The sequence below is a fragment of the Paraburkholderia rhynchosiae genome (assembly GCF_002879865.1).
Classification (GTDB): Bacteria; Pseudomonadota; Gammaproteobacteria; order Burkholderiales; family Burkholderiaceae; genus Paraburkholderia; species Paraburkholderia rhynchosiae.
In genome coordinates, this window is sequence record NZ_PNXY01000021.1 from 1 (window position 1) to 17,025 (window position 17,025).

21 protein-coding genes and 3 pseudogenes are annotated in these 17,025 nt (G+C 61.2%); 16 read left to right on the top strand and 8 right to left on the bottom strand.

All coding sequences use genetic code 11. The features are described from left to right. Positions 1 to 114: pseudogene (locus C0Z16_RS38965) on the bottom strand (IS630-like element ISCARN39 family transposase); the annotation flags it as partial. A 129-nt stretch (positions 115 to 243) separates the two neighbouring features. On the opposite strand from C0Z16_RS38965, the gene C0Z16_RS25075 reads away from it, so the two are divergent. From C0Z16_RS25075 to C0Z16_RS25100, 6 genes are all read left to right on the top strand, one after another. Then, entirely contained in the window at positions 244 to 498 is a 255-nt protein-coding gene (locus C0Z16_RS25075; protein ID WP_102634764.1) for a hypothetical protein, read from the top strand. Positions 499 to 570: 72 nt separating this feature from the next. Then, entirely contained in the window at positions 571 to 750 is a 180-nt protein-coding gene (locus C0Z16_RS38410) for a hypothetical protein (RefSeq protein ID WP_102634765.1), read from the top strand. Positions 751 to 774: 24 nt separating this feature from the next. Further along, positions 775 to 1,269 (top strand): hypothetical protein, encoded by a 495-nt coding sequence (locus C0Z16_RS25085; RefSeq protein ID WP_146014344.1) that lies wholly within the window; start codon positions 775 to 777, stop codon positions 1,267 to 1,269. Next, positions 1,269 to 1,589: a hypothetical protein gene (locus C0Z16_RS25090; protein ID WP_102634767.1), complete on the top strand. Its 321-nt coding sequence runs from the start codon at positions 1,269 to 1,271 to the stop codon at positions 1,587 to 1,589. Before C0Z16_RS25085 ends, C0Z16_RS25090 begins: the two co-directional genes overlap by 1 nt. Before the next feature lie 242 nt (positions 1,590 to 1,831). After that, entirely contained in the window at positions 1,832 to 3,142 is a 1,311-nt protein-coding gene (locus tag C0Z16_RS25095) for a winged helix-turn-helix domain-containing protein (protein WP_146014346.1), read from the top strand. Positions 3,143 to 3,319: 177 nt separating this feature from the next. Continuing rightward, a complete protein-coding gene (locus C0Z16_RS25100; RefSeq protein WP_146014347.1) occupies positions 3,320 to 3,889 on the top strand; it encodes a hypothetical protein in 570 nt (189 codons plus the stop codon). A gap of 103 nt (positions 3,890 to 3,992) precedes the next feature. Here C0Z16_RS25100 and C0Z16_RS25105 read toward each other — a convergent pair whose 3' ends face one another. The 5 genes from C0Z16_RS25105 to C0Z16_RS25125 all read right to left on the bottom strand — a co-directional run bounded on the left by C0Z16_RS25105 (position 3,993) and on the right by C0Z16_RS25125 (position 6,181). Beyond that, complete coding sequence (locus tag C0Z16_RS25105; protein ID WP_158244519.1) at positions 3,993 to 4,187, bottom strand: hypothetical protein; 195 nt, start codon at positions 4,185 to 4,187, stop codon at positions 3,993 to 3,995. Continuing rightward, the gene (locus C0Z16_RS37485; RefSeq protein ID WP_146014349.1) at positions 4,184 to 4,888 is read right to left on the bottom strand and encodes a hypothetical protein; all 705 of its coding nucleotides are present in this window, start codon (positions 4,886 to 4,888) and stop codon (positions 4,184 to 4,186) included. The genes C0Z16_RS25105 and C0Z16_RS37485 overlap by 4 nt, the downstream gene beginning before the upstream one ends. A gap of 85 nt (positions 4,889 to 4,973) precedes the next feature. Further along, positions 4,974 to 5,354 carry a hypothetical protein gene (locus C0Z16_RS25115; protein WP_102634772.1) on the bottom strand — a complete coding sequence of 127 codons (381 nt, stop codon included), beginning with the start codon at positions 5,352 to 5,354 and terminating at the stop codon, positions 4,974 to 4,976. Next, a complete protein-coding gene (locus C0Z16_RS25120) occupies positions 5,351 to 5,536 on the bottom strand; it encodes a hypothetical protein (RefSeq protein ID WP_102634773.1) in 186 nt (61 codons plus the stop codon). Before C0Z16_RS25120 ends, C0Z16_RS25115 begins: the two co-directional genes overlap by 4 nt. 45 nt (positions 5,537 to 5,581) lie before the next feature. Next, a complete protein-coding gene (locus C0Z16_RS25125; protein WP_102634774.1) occupies positions 5,582 to 6,181 on the bottom strand; it encodes a recombinase family protein in 600 nt (199 codons plus the stop codon). Positions 6,182 to 6,394: 213 nt separating this feature from the next. Here C0Z16_RS25125 and C0Z16_RS25130 point away from each other — a divergent pair, with 213 nt between their 5' ends. The 5 genes from C0Z16_RS25130 (at position 6,395) to C0Z16_RS25155 (ending at position 9,462) form a co-directional block, all read left to right on the top strand. Next, entirely contained in the window at positions 6,395 to 6,727 is a 333-nt protein-coding gene (locus tag C0Z16_RS25130) for an Arm DNA-binding domain-containing protein (protein ID WP_102634775.1), read from the top strand. 166 nt (positions 6,728 to 6,893) lie between these two features. Further along, a complete protein-coding gene (locus C0Z16_RS37490; RefSeq protein WP_146014350.1) occupies positions 6,894 to 7,214 on the top strand; it encodes a hypothetical protein in 321 nt (106 codons plus the stop codon). Between the two features lie 87 nt (positions 7,215 to 7,301). Next, entirely contained in the window at positions 7,302 to 7,808 is a 507-nt protein-coding gene (locus C0Z16_RS25140) for a hypothetical protein (protein WP_102634777.1), read from the top strand. A gap of 1,007 nt (positions 7,809 to 8,815) precedes the next feature. Continuing rightward, positions 8,816 to 9,199 carry a hypothetical protein gene (locus tag C0Z16_RS25150; protein WP_102634779.1) on the top strand — a complete coding sequence of 128 codons (384 nt, stop codon included), beginning with the start codon at positions 8,816 to 8,818 and terminating at the stop codon, positions 9,197 to 9,199. Further along, on the top strand, positions 9,199 to 9,462 hold the full coding sequence (locus tag C0Z16_RS25155) for a hypothetical protein (protein ID WP_102634780.1): 264 nt from the start codon (positions 9,199 to 9,201) through the stop codon (positions 9,460 to 9,462). The genes C0Z16_RS25150 and C0Z16_RS25155 overlap by 1 nt, the downstream gene beginning before the upstream one ends. A 34-nt stretch (positions 9,463 to 9,496) precedes the next feature. On the opposite strand, the gene C0Z16_RS25160 is transcribed toward C0Z16_RS25155, so the two are convergent. Beyond that, positions 9,497 to 9,808 carry a hypothetical protein gene (locus tag C0Z16_RS25160; RefSeq protein WP_102634781.1) on the bottom strand — a complete coding sequence of 104 codons (312 nt, stop codon included), beginning with the start codon at positions 9,806 to 9,808 and terminating at the stop codon, positions 9,497 to 9,499. Here C0Z16_RS25160 and C0Z16_RS25165 point away from each other — a divergent pair. Both C0Z16_RS25165 and ssb read left to right on the top strand, forming a co-directional pair. Further along, positions 9,689 to 10,866: pseudogene (locus tag C0Z16_RS25165) on the top strand (MFS transporter). The gene C0Z16_RS25160 and the pseudogene C0Z16_RS25165 sit on opposite strands and share 120 nt — an antisense overlap. Before the next feature lie 10 nt (positions 10,867 to 10,876). Continuing rightward, a pseudogene (gene ssb / locus C0Z16_RS25170) lies at positions 10,877 to 11,119 on the top strand (single-stranded DNA-binding protein); the annotation flags it as partial. A 621-nt stretch (positions 11,120 to 11,740) separates the two neighbouring features. On the opposite strand, the gene C0Z16_RS25175 reads toward ssb, so the two are convergent. Continuing rightward, positions 11,741 to 13,402 carry a recombinase family protein gene (locus C0Z16_RS25175; protein ID WP_102634782.1) on the bottom strand — a complete coding sequence of 554 codons (1,662 nt, stop codon included), beginning with the start codon at positions 13,400 to 13,402 and terminating at the stop codon, positions 11,741 to 11,743. Between the two features lie 15 nt (positions 13,403 to 13,417). Between C0Z16_RS25175 and rimO the strand changes: the two genes are divergently transcribed. The 3 genes from rimO to bktB all read left to right on the top strand — a co-directional run bounded on the left by rimO (position 13,418) and on the right by bktB (position 17,004). Beyond that, positions 13,418 to 14,803 (top strand): 30S ribosomal protein S12 methylthiotransferase RimO, encoded by a 1,386-nt coding sequence (rimO, locus tag C0Z16_RS25180; RefSeq protein WP_102634783.1) that lies wholly within the window; start codon positions 13,418 to 13,420, stop codon positions 14,801 to 14,803. A gap of 3 nt (positions 14,804 to 14,806) precedes the next feature. Then, positions 14,807 to 15,742 (top strand): sugar kinase, encoded by a 936-nt coding sequence (locus C0Z16_RS25185; RefSeq protein WP_102634784.1) that lies wholly within the window; start codon positions 14,807 to 14,809, stop codon positions 15,740 to 15,742. A 77-nt stretch (positions 15,743 to 15,819) separates the two neighbouring features. Further along, positions 15,820 to 17,004, top strand: a complete 1,185-nt coding sequence (bktB, locus tag C0Z16_RS25190; RefSeq protein ID WP_102634785.1) for a beta-ketothiolase BktB — start codon at positions 15,820 to 15,822, stop codon at positions 17,002 to 17,004. Positions 17,005 to 17,025 lie beyond the last annotated feature (21 nt).

A 17,025-nucleotide genomic window follows, 5' to 3' on the forward strand; every position in this document is an offset into this window, starting at 1 on the left:
CTGCCGAGCCACGCCCACAGCCAACGCCACCTCGGCGCAGCCCTTGCCCGCCAGCAGCAGCCGACCCGCCTTCAATCGCTTCTTTGCTGCTTCGCTCAATCGCCTTTGCGCCATGCCAACTTGTCTCCGAGATCGCCCTGGAGACATAACGCTTGAGACGCTCAACGGTTGTCATGATTTACGGAAATATCAATATAAGCCGTCCGTGGCGCTCTCCGAGCTCGTGCGCCTGGGGAAACTGTGATGTCCGGCGCCGCGCCGTTCGGTCCTGACAACGTCGTCCGCGATGGCGGTCGGCCGGTGTCGATGGTGACCCTGACCAAACAGGCCGCGAAAGAAATCCGCGTGGCGGCGCCAGAGCTGATTCGCCTGGCGATAGCCAAGGCACTGGCCGGTGATTCTGCGGCGCTCGTCGCACTGCTCGGCTTAATGCACAACCAAGCGCCGCAGGTCGCAAAGCGCAAAACGCCGGCGCCACTCATCGGCTCGAAAGATTGACTCCGTGCCGCGCTGACTCGCGCGGCTTTAAACCCTCGGCGCCCGTCGTCGAGGGTCTTTTTCGAGAAGGACATGACTTCAAAAGACGTACGTAAAGCGCGCCAATCGCACGGCCGCAATGCCCTGAATCCAGCGCTGCCGATGAGCGCGGCGCTCCAGGCGCTGGGCAGTCACCTGCGCGACGCGCGGCGCGCACCCAGCTCGAGGCGCCCGCAAAACCGCGCGGCGCAGGCAATCACCAAAGGTAAATGAATCATGGCTGAAAATTTTTCGAAGTTGCTCGACGAGCTGGACGCTATGCCCCATCCGATCACGGGCGAGTACTCGCCGCTCAGGGGCCGTCGCGTCGACAAGACGTCGCCGGCCGGTAAGGCAGTCCGCGTGCGTCCGGCCACGCTCGGCAAGTCCCGCATCGTCGACTGGAATACTGCGCTGCTGAAGGCTCAGGCCGATGGCTCGTTGAAGACAGTCGCGGTGAAGCTTGGCAAGAAGAAAGTCGTCAAGCCCGCGAAGACTGCGCCGGTCGATCGCCCCGAGCCCCGCGAGCACACCGCGCTGCGCGTCGCGCGATTGATCGGAGAGATGAAGCAGCACGCGCAGGGGCGTGACTTGAACGGACCGGTGACTCCTGACCAGCTCGCAGCCTGCCAAGCCCTGGCGCGCGCGGGTGAGATGACGCCAGACGAGGTCGCCGACGTCGAAAAGGCACTTTCCGATCAGCGTGCCCTGCCGCTGTACCTTATCAAGAAACTCGGCTCGGGCAACACGTGATGAGCGGCCGGCGTGTCATCTTTCGCAGCAAGAGCGCCGCGCCGGCGGCGGCACCTGCGGCCCTGGCTTCGATGCGCATGGCGACGGCGTCGGTGCTGTTCGTGAAGGCGATCACGCCTGCGCCGGCGCTCGAGCCCGACGAATTTAACATCAGTCACCCGGCCACGTCGCACATGTTCGACTTGGTCGTTAAAGCGTTGCACGACGGACGCGTCACGGCGCGCGATGCTTCCCGCGCCTCGGATGCGTACATGTGCGGCCGGCCGCTACCCCCTGACCTGATCGCGTGCGTGGTTTCGGCGGCGTCGGAGGAGGGGTGAGCGACGATCGTGCGGGCTACTTGCGAGCTATCTTCGATTAGCCTTTGCCGCACCTACTCGAGCAGCATGCGTCTGGCGAGAAGCCGTGCCAGTGGTCCGAGATCGATCGGGTGATCACCGCGTTTATGCGTGGGCAAATATCATGCGATGACGTCCTGCGTGCGACGGTGGCTTACCGGCGCGGCCGAGCTCTTCATCCGGATCTGCTCGAAGCGGTGCGCTCGGCTGGGTAGGATTTTCTGGTGGTGCCTGCTGCCGGGCCTGAAGGCGTGCGCCGATTAGATTGCATCCAACGTAAAGCGCTTTGCGCAGGGGTTTTCATGGCTAATCCTGTCATCCGCACGCGCATTCTCGAGATGCTCCGGAGCGCCGACTTCACTGTGGTGGCACTCGCCGATCGTCTCGCCGTGTCGTACAACTCCGCCGCTAAAGCGATCGCCCGCGCGCGCGAGGAGGGTGAAGTGCACGTGTGCGGATACGGGGCGTACACGGCGGCGATCTACAGGCTGGGTGCGGGCGACGACGTAACACGCCCGGCGCCGGATCCGGTTGCGCCCGACGATGAGCAATACGATGCGGCCAACACGCGCGACGCCACTGTGCACCGTGTGGATCTGCCGTTGTACTTCGAGCTCGACGGCGGATTATTGCCAGGTGTTCGCCACTTCGCGTGCGATCGCTTGAGGGCGACGATGTCGGTATCCTCGTGCGGCGCCCGTTGGGAGAAGGCGAATAGTACAGATGTCGACGCCGATCGCTTTCATACGTGCCGCCGTTGTTCTAGCGGCGCGGCGCACGCTGGTCGGGTAGATCATAATCCCTCGCAACTCCAGGGGATGACGATCTGTGGGCGCTGCCATACGGGCGTACCGCGTCTGATCGGCAAGCATCTGTGCATCAGCTGCTACAACCGTGCTCGAGAGCTCCGGATCGGCAAGAATTCTAAGGGCACAGCACCGCGTAAGTTGGCACGCCTCGATCAGCGCGCCATCACATATCGGGCCGGCGGCGTCGTCAAGACTCGCGCACTCTCTGAAACCGTCGATACGGTTGAGTTGATCGTGGCTGTGCTGCGAGATGAGGAGCGCACACCTCAATTCGGCTGGCACGCGCCGGCGGCGATGGACTGGCTACTCGACGATGATTTGTATGACCGGGCGATCGGCAACACGGTCGAAGTGGCGGATATTGCTGCCGTCGCCGACAGCGTGCAGGAACACACCGTCGTGCCGATCGTGGCGAGTCCTGCGGCGGATATGGTCGTGCCAGTGCCGGCGGCGATCGATGCTGTCCAGGGGCATCCGGCGGCAGATGTCGACCCGTTACAGGTACTACGCGATGCAGTCGCCCAGCTTGAGCACGACGCACAGGTGTGTGCGCCGACGACGTCGCGGCGTGCTCCGAAGGGCCAATGGCAACAGCAGCGTCGAGAGGTCCGCGTGGGTAGAGTCACTGCTGGGCTATTACGCGCGGTCGGTGCTCTGCCGCCGACTGCCGTTGTATCGGTTCCCATGACAACGCCTTTCTACATGGCTGACCTGTTCGCGGACTAGACGGCGTTGACTCATGATTCGGACTCTGCAGGCGTTAAGCCAAGATGGGCGCCGTCGACGGCAGTGTGCAAACCGATATAGCGGCGAAGGGCCGACTTCGCCAGCTCGAGGCGCTCAAAGGAAATCGCAATCGGTTATTCGTCGCGAGAGGTGGACGGTCGGTGCGACGGCGCACTCGTGTGGCATCATCCCAAGCTGCTCTGTAGCGTGATGAAAAAAATGGAAACGTTGCCTGCGACCGAACACCCTTACCAATCATGCCCCTTGCTTGGTTTCTCGATCTATTCGGTCATGCAAGTACGGTTGCTCCGAAAATTGGGAGACCAGTTTGTACAGTCGGCCAATCAGCTTATGTCGAAGGAACCCGAGCGTCTTTTCGACGGCGAGGATCACTTAGATACGTACGGCCAGTTTTGGCTATGGGTTTTAGGGACCTATGAGGTCACCCGCACAATGAAGGAGGCTAGGTCTTGCTTCTCTAGCGGAGTCTCGGCTCGCATCGCGGCATTCAATCAGCGGCTATCAAAAGTACGAATGCCATTCGCAAAACAGCAGCATCGTGGAAAAAAATCTATGGTGGGTGGTGAACCGGCTGTGAACACGTTTGACTTCAACAGACGAGATCTCGTATTCAGGATCGAAAATGCCGATTTCTATGCCAAGGATCTTGTACGGGAGTTCGATGAGTTGATCGACGGCATCGAGGCCGAGGATGTGATTCGACCCATCCATGCAGCTTTCCCTTAGCGTGTTTCGGGCGACGTATACTCACCGCTAGCAGTCGGCCGCACTGCTGTCTTGCGACCCCCGACCATCTCGATCCCGATAGCTTCGCGACTCGATAGCTCGATCAGCGGGGCGAGAAATAAACTCGAAAGAACGTTTGCGTCTTCGTCTCGAGCATACCGAAATCACGGTTTTCGAAATGCCACTTCAATGTCGGCCTCGCCGGCTGTAGCAAAGGTTGGCCGCCAGCCCCCTTGTTGTCGCTGTAGAGGCGCTCGACGAAGGCGCGATCGTCGAGGCGAGAGTCGGTTTGCATCATCGTTTCGTTGCAGTGATCGGCGTACACAACCAATTCCAATGATGACCCGATGAGACGGTCGGAAAAGCCATGTACGCCGCTCCAGCCGGTAGCTGACTTTGGATGTACCGGTTGCTGATTCTGAATAACCGTGTCCATTCGGCTGATCCAATGCTGAAAGCGGCATGGCCAGAGATCGCGATGATTTTGAACTCGTCATCGCTAACATCGGCGAACACAAGTCGTCCGCTGCGGCCCCGTGGGTTGGCGCCTGTTTCTGCCCCGACATGAAAGTGATGCAAGCCCGTCTTAGTCAGTACATGGTCTTTTTCGCGGCGACGTTTCTCAGCCGATACCTCGGGCATCGCGAAGCCCAAGGTGTTGACGAGGCCGGATAGGTGCGGCGTCAAGTCCTGACCGCGTTCGACCTTGCCGACGAGAGGCCGGACCTGTGATCTGATTGCCGCGAAATGATGGGAATCAACTCCGCCGGACCAAACCACCACTTTGCGGGGCTTGGCGGGCACGAAGCGCATCCTCCACGCGAGGTAGATCAACATCAGGTGATTCGTGGCTAAGGTGCCCATGTGCGCCGCCGTTGCCTTAGTGTTGGGCACCTTAGGAATCGATTTGATCAGTTCAGTGCGGAGCGCAACGACGCGGGGTGGATAGTTTGGTGGCATGGGCATCGATGTGTCGTAGGTTTCATCCTTGTCCAGCAAGGGCGTCCGTGGCGCTCCAGAGGGTTGCATGTACCCGGGATGCGCGTCGCGCGGGAAGGGGAGATTCAACTCCGCTCCAGTAAGATCAGGTCTTCGCGGCGTCGCGCAGGAATGCAGCCAGGCTGTTCTCGGCATAGACGGGCAGCGGCTCATTGCGAAGCGCACCGTTCTTTTCGCGCGTCTGACGCACGAATGCCTCCAGTGCGTCGCGCCAAAGCACAGGGCCGATCGAGACGCCGCGTATGACGGTCCAGTACTGGCGGCCGAAGACGCGCGGATAGCTAAGGATCGTGCCGATCTGCGCCTCGAGGTCATCGTCGTCGGACTCTACCGCACTAAATGCACGACGCGCCTCGAGCGCGGTCACCTGTTTCCGCCTGCGCCTGCGCACAATGATCATCTTGGCCGCGATCGCGGTGCGCTCCGGGCTGTGAAGGATGCCTTCCTTGGCGTAGACGGTGCTCACGCGGACGTCCTGCAGAACAGATACTTAGCGGCGATCGAGGCGATGAAAAGACAGGCCGAAAACTCGACGATACCTGCGGCGGTCACGCCGGATTGATAGATGGTTGACGACTGCATAACGTAAAGCGCGTCGATGAAAGTGGCGATGGCGGCTGCAAAAATCAGTTTCGGGATGTGCTTCATGGTCTGGTCTCCGTGGTGTGGTTCTGGTTCCGTCGGCGCGGTGCGTTACCTGGATGCCTTGCTGATCGTCGTGTGCGACACGCCGTATTCCTTCGCCAATCCGCGCGATGTTCCGCCGGCGGCTATCTTCGCCCGGATCTCGGCGCGCAGCTCGTCGAGCGTGACCCTGCGCTTCTTGGCGATCCCCTCGAGCACGTCCTTACGTCCACCTACCCGGCCTTCTGCGCGAGCGCGCGCGAGGCCTGCATACGTGCGCTCGCGCAGAACGTCGCGCTCGAACTGTGCGACGGCCGCCAGAATCGTGAGATGAAGCTTGCCAGCTGAGCTGGCGAGATCGACACCTTCAAGCGCCAGGCAATGCAGTTTCGCGCCGATCGCGGCAATGCGCTTGATGGTCTCGAGCACGTCGGCTGTGTCGCGACCCAATCTATCCAGCTTAGTCACAACGAGCTCGGCGTCGTCGTCGAGCTTGTCGAGCAACTTCGAGAACAGAGGGCGATCGGCGGCCGGCGTGGATCCGGAGATAGTCTCCTCGATCACGCGCTTAGGGTGGATATCGAAACCGGCTTTCTTGATCTCGAGCACCTGGTTCGCGGTGGCCTGCTCGGCGGTCGAGACGCGGCAGTATGCGAATACACGGGGCATCTCTGCGCTTCCTCTGTAAATCTAACGTGGACATGAATCTATCTGTAAATGATTCGGCCCGCAACGGTTTATTTACACAGTTTCTGGACTGTTTTCGCTGGAGGCGTAACGCTCGTTTGTTGGCCGGCGAGCGTCGCCGCTGCACAACGCCGTGCGCCGGCGTTTTAGTCGTGATCGCAAAGTGGGTCTGTGCCATTACCAAGGGCTAGACCCATGAGCAGCACCTTGTTGCGCCTTCGCGGCCTCCTTTCCCAAGACTTCGTCAACGCTGCCGACACCGGCGTATATCTCGACGGCGCCGGCCTGTGGCTGGTCATCACCGAACGCGGCCGGCGCTATGAATTGCGTGACGGCGCCGATCCCCAATACGTCGGCGAAGCGGGAACGATGACGCTCGATCACGCGCGACGCACGGCGCTCGAGATGCGCGAAGCCCGCGAGCTCGGCGCGAATCGCATGCCGTATCGCAACGCGCTGCGGCCAGTGGACCTGCATCGCTTCGTCAATGAGTGGACTCGGAACTCTCTCGCGGCGGCGGCTGAATGAGGGCCGGTATGCTGACGCTAGCTCTGGTCGATATCGCTAGCCCTAGCGAGTACTGCGATGGCGACGCGCCTCACTGATCGTAAGCGCTGCGGCAAGCGTCGCCGGCATCGCCTGCGTTCGTGCCCGCCCGGGGCCGCATGTCGGGGAGCGGGCAGGCACCCCGAGCATGTACAGCCTGAAGATGGCGCGCGCCAACGCGGCGAGGATGATGGCCGAACGGTGTTCCGGCGAGAATCCGGAAGCGATCGCGCACAAACGCGCTCAGGCGACGGCGGCCGGCGCCGCGTTCTCTGCTGACGAAGTGCACACAGCAACACCACTTCGGAAACTGGTGATCGTCGCGAACCGACCCAAAACCGACGGTGAGCATCGGGTGTTCGTACGGCCGCTACCGGATGTGCGGGTACAGCTGAGTGTACCTTGGATATGCCGTAGCAGTGAGCTGCAACCGGAAGTCCGCGGGTTTGATGTCGCTACCGTTCGATGATGCTGATCGCAGCGATTTCACAACCGAGCTTGATCAGCCTAGACTCGAAAAATTCGCTTTCGTCAGCGCTCGATCTAGGAGCTTACGGTGAAAAAGCACATCGGTGATCCGAAGCGGACTGTGTTTGTAAACGATGGCGAGCTATGCGAGCCAGGTCCGGAAGACATAGCGGCCCGAACGGTAATATTTAATGCCTATCGCACCGAAATCGATAAACGCCATCTTTCAAACGCTGAGAGCTTCGATAAGGCGATCCTGACGTACGCAAACGCGGGCTTGGGTCTTTCGATCACCATTTTTAAAGAAGCGCTTACTCGCACCGACTTCACAGGACGGCTACTGCTTCAGAGTTCGTGGGGAGGTTTTACTCTGTCGATCTTGTTAGTGATCGCGTCATTCTTGCTCTCACAGCGAGCTCTATTCGACCAGATAGCTCTCGCCGAAAGGTACCTCCTTCGCTTTGATGAGAAGTGCAATCGACCGAGCGGTTGGCAGCGGCTTTCCGACGGAGTGACGCTTTGCGCTGCGGCGGCCTTTTGCCTTGGCGTCATAGGAACCGTCTCGTTCGCATTGTTCGCAGCGCGAACTCACTGATCGACGCAGGAGGGCCCGACGGCCAGCAACTCAGATCGGTACCACAATGATGACGGCGCTATTTTTTGGGGCAGCACTTAGGTACACCCGTGATCGGCATCCCTGTCACTTGCGGGCCTTCCTTTCCCCAAAGTGCGCCCAAGTCCCGTTCCGTACCGGGTATGACGCTATCGATGGCTCTCGCGACGTCGCCGTCGACGGGATTTCCCATCTGTGAATTCGCCTTATCTACCTCGTCCGCGACTGTGCGATCCTGTTTTACAATGTCTGCCAAAAAACCTGCTCCGAACGAAGAGCCGGAATACGCGAAGCAGATGCACATGGCCACCAAGATCTTTGCCATAACCCCTCCCACTCTTCTTCTCTCAGTTAAGCATGGGAAAGCAGCTAATGAAAGAACGGCTGAACGGCTGCTATCAAATCGCTTGATCGCAGGCGGAACGGCCTTAGTCGACGAGCCTTTAGCGATCTGCGGATATCGGCAAACCTCCGAGAGACCGTATATGGCCGATTTGCGACGGCGCCGCCAACATGGGCCACGCCGCAGTTCATCGATCTAGCGAAATGCCCTTGACGGGGGTAAACCCCGTACGCTACAGTGCGATCACGGTGCTGAACACACCAATCCGCAAGCGGCCATCCACGTCCGATATCCGTGGTTTTTTTACGTCCATAGGTTTCTCGTCTATGGCCGGGTAGCGCGCAGCGATACAAGACCCTTCGGGGGAAAGTTGCGGGCGGTCTTGCGGCCGTGTTCAAGTACCTGGCCGCCCCTCTGAACAAGGGGCGAATTGAACGAACCGCAAGGAGGGCAACATGCCCGCTCAACGTCTCGCCGTCGTCATCCCATTTCCCTCTATCAATCGACCGTATGTGCTACGTTTTCGCGCGCAGGACGGTACCCGCGCAGTCGTCCCATTCGCTGATTGCGATGAACGTGATGAGCGCGGCGCGCAACTTCTGCCTTTTGGGTCCACCGTAACGCTGGCGACTGTGCAGGGTGCCGCATGAGCTCAACCCTCTATGTCTCCTCTGCGATCGTGCACAACTCGGTCGCCACGATCATCCGCGCGAAAACGATCATCCTGCGCCAAAGAAAACGTCTCGCGATTACCGCTGACCATGCCCGCGCCGCGTGGACGGCGTTCGAATCGGACGACAGCGACATGGAGGCCCAGATCGGGACGGTCCTTTCCTACCCGGTAGTGTTTAACGGCGAGTATTGGAATGTGATCGACGGCTGCGTTGTCGGCGGTGACAAGCTGTGGAAAACGGCGTTGATCGAGTTCGTCGAGGAGGTTCGTGACGAGTTCGGGATGCTGCATGGCGAGCCGTGGCCTCCTGTCGAACCGAACGGCTTGGCCTTCTTCCTGCGGCGGCAGGCCTGCTGATGAAGGCACGCACACTATTCGCCGTCGCGCGCGCCGACTGGAGCCCCCACAAGGGGCGCGCGTTCGCACAGATCGGCCCACACCATGTGCTGTGCTGCGAGCCGGGCGCCGACATCTCGAGCGATGCAAAGGACGCCGCCGAGCTCGCGCGACGCTGGAATGCATTCCCGATACTCGTGGCCGCGCTCGAGCGCATCGCGGCCACGCGCGACGCGCGCCATGCAGTTGACGCCCTGTCCAAAACCAGCAAAGTAGCAGCGTGAACTCTCCGGTCGTCAGGGCGGCTCGCTTTCCGCTTTACTCCACTGGCTTCACAACAAGATGCATCCCGAGATGCCGCAGCGCCTCCATGAATTGCCGCAGGCCGTGATTTCCGAAAGGCGCTAGGTCAGGGTAGGGAAACACGTCGTCGGCCAGAGGATCATGAATGGTCTTGGGGACTTGGCAGTCCTTGGCTTGATCGAAGACGACGGCGGCCGCCATTACTGAATCGCCAGCCGACAATGCGAGATTGATCTGCGCCGCTTTTCCGTCGACGGTATCCGGGGTGTGGCCGAAGGCGTTCATGACCGCAGTCAGGATGTCGGCATCGGTAGGTTCGTTTGTCATTGCTGGGTTATCGGCTTGATTCGTAAAATCTTGACACGGGTTGCTGGGCTGGCCGTCCCGATCTTGGCGTTTTGCATGCTCAATCTGTCCATGATCATGCCCGCGTTCTTGATCCGCGCGAAAGCGATCCCAAGGAACACGGCCAACGATGATCCACGTCCGGTGATTCATGGGATGGGCTCGGTGTCATCCGCGGTCATCGCGTTCATTGCCGATCTCACCGCCGAGGAGCATCGCACGAAGGCCATGGCGATGGTCGGTGGCAGCATCGGCATTTCGTTCGCGGTGGCGATTGTGGGCGCACCGATCGTGTTCCATTGGGTGGGCATGAGCGGCCTGTTCACGCTGGTGGGCATCTTCTCGATCGTGGCTGTCGGCGTCGTGCTGTGGGTGGTGCCCGATGCACCGAAGCCCGTGCATGTGCGTGCGCCGTTTGCCGAAGTGCTGCACAACGTCGAGCTGCTGCGCCTGAACTTCGGCGTGCTCGTGCTGCACGCTACTCAGACCGCGTTGTTCCTCGTCGTGCCGCGCATTCTGGAAGCCGGCGGTCTGCCGGTCGCGTCGCACTGGAAGGTGTATTTGCCGGTCATGGGGCTGTCGTTCGTGATGATGGTGCCCGCGATCATCGCCGCCGAAAAGCGCGGAAAAATGAAAATCGTGCTGCTCTCCGCCATTGCTCTTATCCTGATCGGACAGTTGTTATTGGGCGTCGCTCCGCATACGATTCTGAGTGTGGCGGCGATCCTGTTTGTCTACTTTCTCGGCTTCAATATTCTGGAGGCGTCGCAGCGTTCGCTGTTGTCGAAACTGGCGCCGGGCACCCGCAAGGGCGCGGCCGCCGGCGTCTACAACACCACGCAGTCCATCGGTCTTGCGCTGGGCGGCATGATCGGCGGCTGGCTGCTGAAGTGGATGGCCAGAGCGCGGTCTTTTTCACTTGCTCGGGGCTCGTCTTATGCTGGCTTATAATCGCCGCAAAGATGAAACAGCCGCCGCGCAAAGCGTATGGGAACAATAGTTCAAACGGGCGTGCTGCTGCGCTACTTGCAATAGAGTGAAGAGAAACTCATGGTATCCGTGAACAAGGTCATTCTCGTCGGCAATCTCGGAGCCGATCTGGAAGTCCGTTATCTTCCGAGCGGCGACGCAGTGGCGAATATCCGCCTTGCAACGACGGACCGGTACAAGGACAAAGCGTCCGGTGAAATGAAGGAAGCCACCGAATGGCACCGCGTGTCGTTCTTCGGCCGCCTCGCGGAGATCGTGTCCGAATATCTGAAGAAGGCCTCGTCGGTGCATACCGTGGGTCGCGATCTTAGCGAACTTGTGACTGAAAGTGGAGTTGCCGTCAGCATCTTATGATCCGGTCTGCGTGCGTCAGCAGCCGGATTGCGGCTGACGTGCGCTGCCACTTTCAAAATGAGGGTTGAAAACAGGTAAGCTGGCTATTGAGCATGGTTGGAGCTCAAAAGGAAACGGCGCCGTCGTTAGCGCCGTTTCGAATGGGGAAGGGACTTCGCCCACGTCCGTGGAAAGATTCGGGCGGGCCCCTTCGAATCACGTACCCACTTTTTATGGAGGGCACATGACTGCTGCAAACTTATACTGGCTTCTCGCAGGCCACTATTTGTGCATCGGCTCACTGTACGTCTTCGTGGCAATGAGTCACTGAAGCATTCAGTATCGGTCCGTCGTCAGACCGATTGACTACTATTAGCTGTAGGTTAGCATATCCTGTCCAGCGACATAAAGCTGGGCCGGGACAGATGGCCCCTCGCCGGGGCCATCTGTCGTTTCTGGACCGAAAGTGCGCTCGTTATCGCATTGACCGCTCCTTGACACCGTTGAGTGACAGGTCGGCCGTGCGGCGCTCGATGAAACTGACCCGTACCTCGGATTCCGTGCGTTGACGGCTGGGGCGAAATAGAGGTCTCAGACGCCGATCGAGGTGTTTGGAAGTGGTATGTCGCCGGATAAGTCCAAATCCTCGGCCGCATTCCATGCGCCTGTGCGGCGGTCAATCCGCAGCATGCGCGTATTGCCGTGCTTGGCTATCAAAAGCAGGTCGATCGTGTCGTCGGGGTTGTTGGTTAGGTCGAAACCCTTTCGGAAAACGACGATCTTGCTGAACGTGTCGGCGACGAGTTGTCTGGCCTGAGTGCGCGCCTCGTAGTCGAGTTCTTCTACACCTTGCACGAGGTCCGCCCAAGCCTCCGCTGCGGCCGGCGTGGTGTTATTAGCGCTCGCTGCCAGCTCGTGCTCAAGCGCCTCAATCTCCTTCTGCTTGGCGGCGAGCAGCGCCTCAAGCTCTCTTGCCTTCTTCGCGAACGCTACGGGGGGAGCGTCGCTGTCTGCCAACATGGCGTCCGTGATGCGTGTAATCTGCGCCTCGAGATCTTTGACGCTCTGTCGGCCTTGCGCCAAGCGGCCGGCCAACGCGGTCGACCCGTCGTCGCCCTCGAGCAGGCGGGTCAGATTCATCTGATCGGCACAGAAGTTCATAACTGCACGCTCGACCGGAACCACGCTGCAGCTTCCGCCGACCTTGCATCCCTGATTGTGGCTGTAGCCTACGCAGATCAGGCGCCGATGGCCGTCTTGGGGGTGTCCGTTCTCCTTTCGCTTCCGGGTCATCAGGTTCTGGCCGATGACGGCCGTGCCGCAGTAGCCACAGTATGTAATGCCCAGGCCGGTGACGATACCCGGGATCTCGCCCTTACCCTTGCGGCGGCCGCGCTGTTCGGCCAAGTGCTGCAGTTCGGCGAATTCGTTCTCGCTGAGAAGCGGCGGATAGTAGCCTTCGAGCCGGTAGGCTTCGCCGTCCACCTCGAGCGTTTTCTCACCCAGAAGCGCGCGGTTCCGGATGATCTTGTAGATGTGCTGGGACTGGTTCCCGCCGTTTGTGATGGAGAGATTGCGATTCGTCAGTTCCCGGATGGTCTGGACCGCTCCGTGCCCTTGTTTGAACATGTCGATCATCGTGCGGACGGCGACGGCGCGCTCCGGCACGAGTTCGAACCGGTTATTCTCGGCGAGACGCGTCCAATGTGGATCCTTGCCATTTCGGACGGCGCCGCGCCATGTGCCGGCGATCCAGCCTTGGCACTGTCGCCGGATGGCGGCCTTCACCCGTTTGCTTTTAGTGTCGGACTCCTCGTGCGCGCGGATCATGACGAGCAGGCTGTAGACTAGGTCCATCGGCTGAGCCTTCAGCCGTTCCCGGTTGTACTCCCGTCCGTCGCTGGCGGTCACAACCGTGATGCCGGCGTTGACGATCTGCGCGAGCTGGGCCTGCGCCTGGATCGGTTCGGCGCGGCTCAGTCGGTCCAGACCCTCGACGACCAGTACTGAGCCCGGCAGAATTCGGCCCTCGTCGACCGCGAGCAAGAATACGCCTAAGGCCCCTTGCTTTACGTGCTTCTGGTGGTAGGCTGACAGCCCCTCGTCGCGGAGAGAGAGGGTCTCGTCGAGTTGCATCCCGCGCTCAGCCGCCCAGCGGTTCGCATACTCCATTTGGCGGTCCGCGCTGCTCCCGGCCGCTTGTTTTGGGTCCGAAAAGCGTAAATAGCTGTAAACTCTCGGCTTTGTTGTCATTCCAAGAAGCCCCACATGTCAAAGTTGCAAGCCGTTAGTAAGCCGGATTCGCCGCGTATAGGTATAGTATCCCTCGGGTGCCCAAAAGCCCTGGTCGACTCCGAGCAGATCATTACCCAACTGCGCGCCGAAGGCTACGAGATTTCCGGCACGTATGACGGTGCGGACCTCGTGGTCGTCAACACCTGCGGCTTCATCGATGAAGCGGTGCAGGAAAGCCTCGACGCAATCGGCGAGGCGCTCAACGAAAACGGCAAGGTGATCGTCACCGGCTGCCTCGGCGCGAAGAAGAGCGCGAGCGGTTCCGGCCTCATCGAAGAAGTGCATCCCAAAGTGCTGGCTGTCACCGGTCCTCACGCATTGGGCGAAGTGATGCAGCACGTGCACACGCATCTGCCGAAGCCGCACGATCCGTTCGTCGACCTCGTGCCGGCCGCGGGCGTGAAGCTCACGCCGCGTCACTACGCGTACCTGAAAATTTCAGAAGGTTGCAATCACCGCTGCACGTTTTGCATCATCCCGTCCATGCGCGGCGATCTCGTGTCGCGTCCGGTCGCGGAAGTCATGCTCGAAGCGGAAAATCTCTTCAAGTCCGGCGTCAAGGAACTGCTCGTCATTTCGCAGGACACGAGCGCCTACGGCGTCGACGTCAAATACCGCACGGGCTTCTGGAACGGCAAGCCGATCAAGACACGCATGACCGATCTGGTCGGCGCGCTCGGCGAACTGGCCGCGCAATATGGCGCATGGGTGCGTCTGCATTACGTGTATCCGTACCCGAGCGTCGACGAAGTCATCCCGATGATGGCCGCCGGTCCCTACAAAGGCCACGTGCTCCCGTATCTCGATGTGCCGTTCCAGCACGCGCATCCCGAAGTGTTGAAGCGCATGAAGCGCCCAGCCAACGCGGAGAAAGTGTTGGAGCGCGTGAAGGCCTGGCGCGAGATGTGCCCCGACCTGACGATCCGCAGCACATTTATCGCGGGCTTCCCCGGTGAGACCGAGGAACAGTTCCAGACGTTGCTCGACTTCATCCGCGAGGCCGAGCTGGACCGCGTCGGCTGCTTTGCGTACTCGCCGGTCGAAGGCGCAACGGCGAACGAGCTCGACGGCGCGTTGCCCGACGAAGTGCGCGAAGAACGTCGCGCGCGCTTCATGGAAGTCGCCGAGGAAGTGTCGGCGAAACGGATCGCGAAGAAGGTCGGCAAGACGCTGAAGGTGCTGGTCGACGAGATCAACGCGGATGGCGGCATTGGCCGCACGGCCGCGGATGCGCCCGAGATCGACGGCGTCGTGTATGTCGCGCCCGCCGCGAAGGCGTCGAAGCGTTACAAGGTCGGCGATTTCGTGTCGGTGAAGATCACCGGCGCGGACGGTCACGACCTGTGGGGCGAGGTCTGAACGATGACGGAAAGCAGATCCGCTGATCCGGAAATCCTCGCGCTTGGCGAGGCGATGATCGAGTTCAACCAGTCGGCGAAGGACCAGCCGAACTATTTGCAGGGCTTCGGCGGCGACACGTCGAACTTCTGCATCGCGGCGGCGCGGCAAGGCGCGCGGACTGGCTTCGTGTCAGCCGTCGGCGCCGATCATTTCGGGCGGCTCCTGATCGACCTGTGGGAACGCGAGCAAGTGGATACGGCGCTGGTGCGCATCGATCCGCAGGCGTCCACGGGCGTGTATTTCGTGTCGCACGGTCCGGACGGTCATGCGTTCGACTATCTGCGCGCCGGTTCCGCCGCGAGCCGGTACGCGCCGCACGACCTGCCGCTCGATGCGATCGCCGCCGCCAAGGTCGTGCATCTGTCCGGTATCAGCCTGGCGATCAGTCTCTGCGCGTGCGACGCGGCGCTCGAAGCCATCGCGTATGCCCGCGCCAATGGTGTGCGCGTGAGCTTCGACACCAATCTGCGTCTGAAGCTGTGGCCGTTGAACCGGGCGCGCGCAGTGATGCTGGAAGCCATCCGTCAGACTGACATCTGCTTGCCGAGCTGGGATGATGTCACCGAACTCACCGGTTTGACGGGCCGCGACGAGATCGTCGATTTTCTGCTGTCCCACGGCCCGCGCGTCGTCGCGCTGAAGCTGGGCAAGGAAGGCTCATATATCGCGACGCCTGACGAACGGCGCGTCGTGCCGGGCCACGCGGTCAATGCGCTCGATGCAACGGGCGCGGGCGACTGCTTCGGCGGCGCGTTTATCGCGCGCATGGTTGCGGGCGACGATCCATTCGAAGCGGCGCGTTATGCGAACGTCGCCGCGGCGCTGTCCACGCAAGGCTACGGCGCGGTCGCGCCGATTCCTTCACGGGCGATGGTCGAACAGATTCTGGCGGGCTGAGCGCCGCGCATTTCGCGCGCTGCGAGACACGGTCTAGCCGAAACCAATCATCTTGACAGACAGAAGAGGAGCGAGCGATGCAACGAGACGTAGTGGTGGTCAGCGGTGTGCGCACGGCAATCGGCGGTTTTGGCGGCAGTCTGAAGGATCTTCCGCCGACCGAACTCGGCGCACGCGTCGTGCGTGAAGCGCTCGCGCGCGCCAATGTGTCCGGCGACGAAGTCGGCCACGTGGTGTTGGGCAACGTCGTGCACACCGAACCGAAAGACATGTATCTCGCGCGCGTGGCCGCGATCAACGGCGGGGTCGCGCAGCACACGCCCGCGTTGACCGTGAACCGCCTGTGCGGCTCGGGTTTGCAGGCGATTATCTCCGCCGCGCAAAGCGTGCTCCTCGGCGACGCGGACATCGCGATCGGCGGCGGCGCGGAAAACATGAGCCGCGCGCCTTACTCGATGCCCGCCGCGCGCTTCGGTCAGCGCATGGGCGACGCACGCCTCGTCGACATGATGGTCGGCGCGCTGAACGATCCGTTCCAGTCGATCCACATGGGCGTGACCGCCGAGAACGTCGCGCGCCAATACGACATCTCGCGTGAAGCGCAAGACGCGCTCGCGCTCGAATCGCATCGTCGCGCGGCCAACGCAATCACGAGCGGCTATTTCAAGGAACAGATTCTGCCGATCACGATCGCGTCGAAGAAGGGCGACGTCGTGTTCGACACCGACGAGCACGCGCGCATGAACGCATCGGCGGAAGATTTCTCCAAGCTCAAGCCCGTATTCGCGAAGGAAAACGGCACGGTCACGGCGGGCAACGCCTCGGGCATCAACGACGCGGCCGCGGCGGTCGTGCTGATGGAGCGCGGCATCGCCGAGCAGCGCGGCATCAAGCCGTTGGCGCGGCTCGTGTCATACGCGCATGCAGGCGTCGATCCGGCCTACATGGGCATCGGCCCCGTGCCGGCCAGCCGCAAGGCGCTGGAGCGCGCCGGTCTGACGGTCGCGGACCTCGACGTGATCGAGGCCAACGAAGCGTTCGCCGCGCAGGCCTGCGCGGTCAGCAAGGAACTGGGCTTCGATCCGGCCAAGGTCAATCCGAACGGCTCGGGCATTTCGCTCGGCCACCCGATCGGCGCGACCGGCGCGCTGATCACCGTGAAGGCGCTGTACGAATTGGAGCGCATCGGCGGGCGTTATGCGCTGGTCACGATGTGCATTGGCGGCGGGCAGGGCATCGCGGCGATCTTCGAACGGATTTGAATGGCCTGAAGGGCGCGGCAA